This is a genomic window from Caulobacter sp. P1_B12_2, from assembly GCF_056406675.1.
Map to the genome: position 1 here is coordinate 1 of NZ_JBFTZS010000616.1, position 2,094 is coordinate 2,094.

Consider the following 2,094-nt stretch of genomic DNA (forward strand, 5'->3'; position numbering starts at 1 on the left):
AGGGCACGCTGTTCAAGCTGCTGGACGCGGAAGCGGCCACCGGCATGATCCTGACCGAGAGCTACGCCATGAGCCCCGGCGCGGCGGTGTCGGGCTTCTATTTCAGCCACCCGCAGTCGCACTATTTCGGCGTCGGCAAGGTCGATCTCGACCAGGTCGAGGACTATGCGCGCCGTAAGGGCTGGGACCTGGCCAAGGCCGAGAAATGGCTGTCGCCGATCCTCAACTACGACCCCGGCGCCAAGGCGCGCGAAGTGGCGGCTTGATGAGAATCATTCGCATTGAGTGCGGGCTGCAGAGCTTGTAGCTTCGCGCCATGCGCCACCTTGTCCTGATGCTCGCCGCCCTTCTGCCGATGGCCCAGGCGAGCGTTGCCGCCGAGCCGCCGCCCGTCCGTGCGGACCTGCCGATCGCGGCCAGGTTCACGGTCGCCGACCAGCCCGACTGGATGGCGCCCGGGTTCGGCAAAATGTGGCTGGCCAGCTACGAGCCGGGCGGGCTGCATCGCATCGATCCGCGTACGGACAGGATTACCGGCGCTGTGGCCACCGGCGGCCAGTCCTGCCATCGCATCGCGACGGGCCTGGGGCGGGTCTGGGTCGTCGATTGCAAGGCCGGCGTGCTGATGGCCATCGATCCGGTCACCCTGGCGATCGATCGTCGCTTCCCGCTGCCGCTGGACCCCGAGCGCGAGGGCAGCCTGGCGATCGGCGCCGGCAGCGTCTGGGTCACGGTCCGCGCAGAGGACGGTTCGGCCGCCATCGCCCGCGTGGAGCCCGTCAGCGGCGCGATCGTGGCCAGGATCGCCTTGCCCGCCGGCGCCTCGGGCGTGGTCTTCGGCTTTGGTTCGGTCTGGGTGTCGAGCACCGACGCCGGCGTGGTCTCGCGCATCGATCCCAAGACCAACCGGGTCATCGCCACTGTCGCGGCTGGCGAGCGTCCCCGGTTCATTGCCGTGGGCCGTGACGCGGTCTGGGTCATGCACCGGAAGAACAACGCCGTTTCGCGGCTGGATCCGCGCACCAACACGGTGGTCGCCAGCATCGTCACCGGCGCGCCCCCGACGGGCGGCGGCGATATCGCGGTGGGCGAGGGCGGGGTGTGGTTGCCGGTCAGCGGGCGGCCCCTGACCCGCCTCGACGAGCGCACGGGCCAGGTCGTCCAGACCTTCTCGGGCGGACGCGGCACGGGCGCGGTCAGCTTGGCGTTCGGTTCGGTGTGGATCGCCGACTACAAGGCCGGCGAGGTCTGGCGCGTGAACGTGCGGGCCCTGGATCGGTAGCCTCGAGGCCGCGCCGTCAGTTCTGGGTCGGACATTGCGCCGCCGTGTCCTTCAGTCGGTCGATCAGCCAGCGGCCCGCCGGTCCGGGCGGGGTGTCGGGCCGATGGGCGGCGTACCAAGGCATGATGAAGCCGCCGGCTGGGGCCTCGCTCAACTTGATCTCCACCAGCCTCCCAGCCTCCAGATCCGCCTCCACCCGGTCCGACGGCATGCCGCCCCAGCCGAGGCCGGCCAGCAGGAAGGCGTGCTTGGCGCCCAGATCCGCCAGGCGCCAGGTGCGAGGCGAAAACACGCCGAACTCGCGTCCCTGGGTCAGGGTCGAGCGATCGGTCAGCACCAGTTGCACATGGCGCGCCAGCTCCTCGGTCGGGACCGGACCCTCGAAGGCGGCCAGCGGATGGTCCGCGGCGGCGACGTGGATCAGGCGCAGCGACTGCAGTTGCTCGCGCACCAGGGTGACGGGCATGTCGGGCAGGGCGCTCATCACCGCGAAGGCGCAGCGTCCGTCCAGCACCGGCTGGATGACCGCGCCCAGCGCCTCGACATTCACGCGCAGCGCCGTCTCGGGGAAGTGGGCCTGGAAGTCGCCGATCGCGTGGGCCAGCACCACCATCGGGAACATCACGTCGACCACGATCGAGACCTCGGGCTCCAGGCCGCCAGCCAGGCTGGCGGCGCGGGCCTTGAAGGCGTCCATGCGGCCGGCCACCTCGCGGGCCTCGATGACCAGGGCGCGGCCGGCCTCGGTCAGCACCGGCAGGCGGGCGGCGCGGTCGAAAAGGCGCACGCCGATCTGGCCCTCCAGATTGGCC

3 protein-coding genes are annotated in these 2,094 nt (G+C 70.8%); 2 read left to right on the plus strand and 1 reads right to left on the minus strand.

The window, feature by feature from the left end:
- Both AC1DZ6_RS24060 and AC1DZ6_RS24065 read left to right on the plus strand, forming a co-directional pair.
- Positions 1–266 (plus strand): vitamin B12 dependent-methionine synthase activation domain-containing protein (locus AC1DZ6_RS24060; protein WP_477099624.1); only part of this gene is annotated, 266 nt, incomplete at its 5' end.
- Positions 267–316: 50 nt separating this feature from the next.
- Positions 317–1,282 (plus strand): Vgb family protein, encoded by a 966-nt coding sequence (locus AC1DZ6_RS24065; protein ID WP_477099625.1) that lies wholly within the window; start codon positions 317–319, stop codon positions 1,280–1,282.
- A 16-nt stretch (positions 1,283–1,298) separates the two neighbouring features.
- Here AC1DZ6_RS24065 and AC1DZ6_RS24070 read toward each other — a convergent pair.
- A partial coding sequence (locus AC1DZ6_RS24070) for a LysR family transcriptional regulator (RefSeq protein ID WP_477099626.1) occupies positions 1,299–2,094 on the minus strand: 796 nt, incomplete at its 5' end.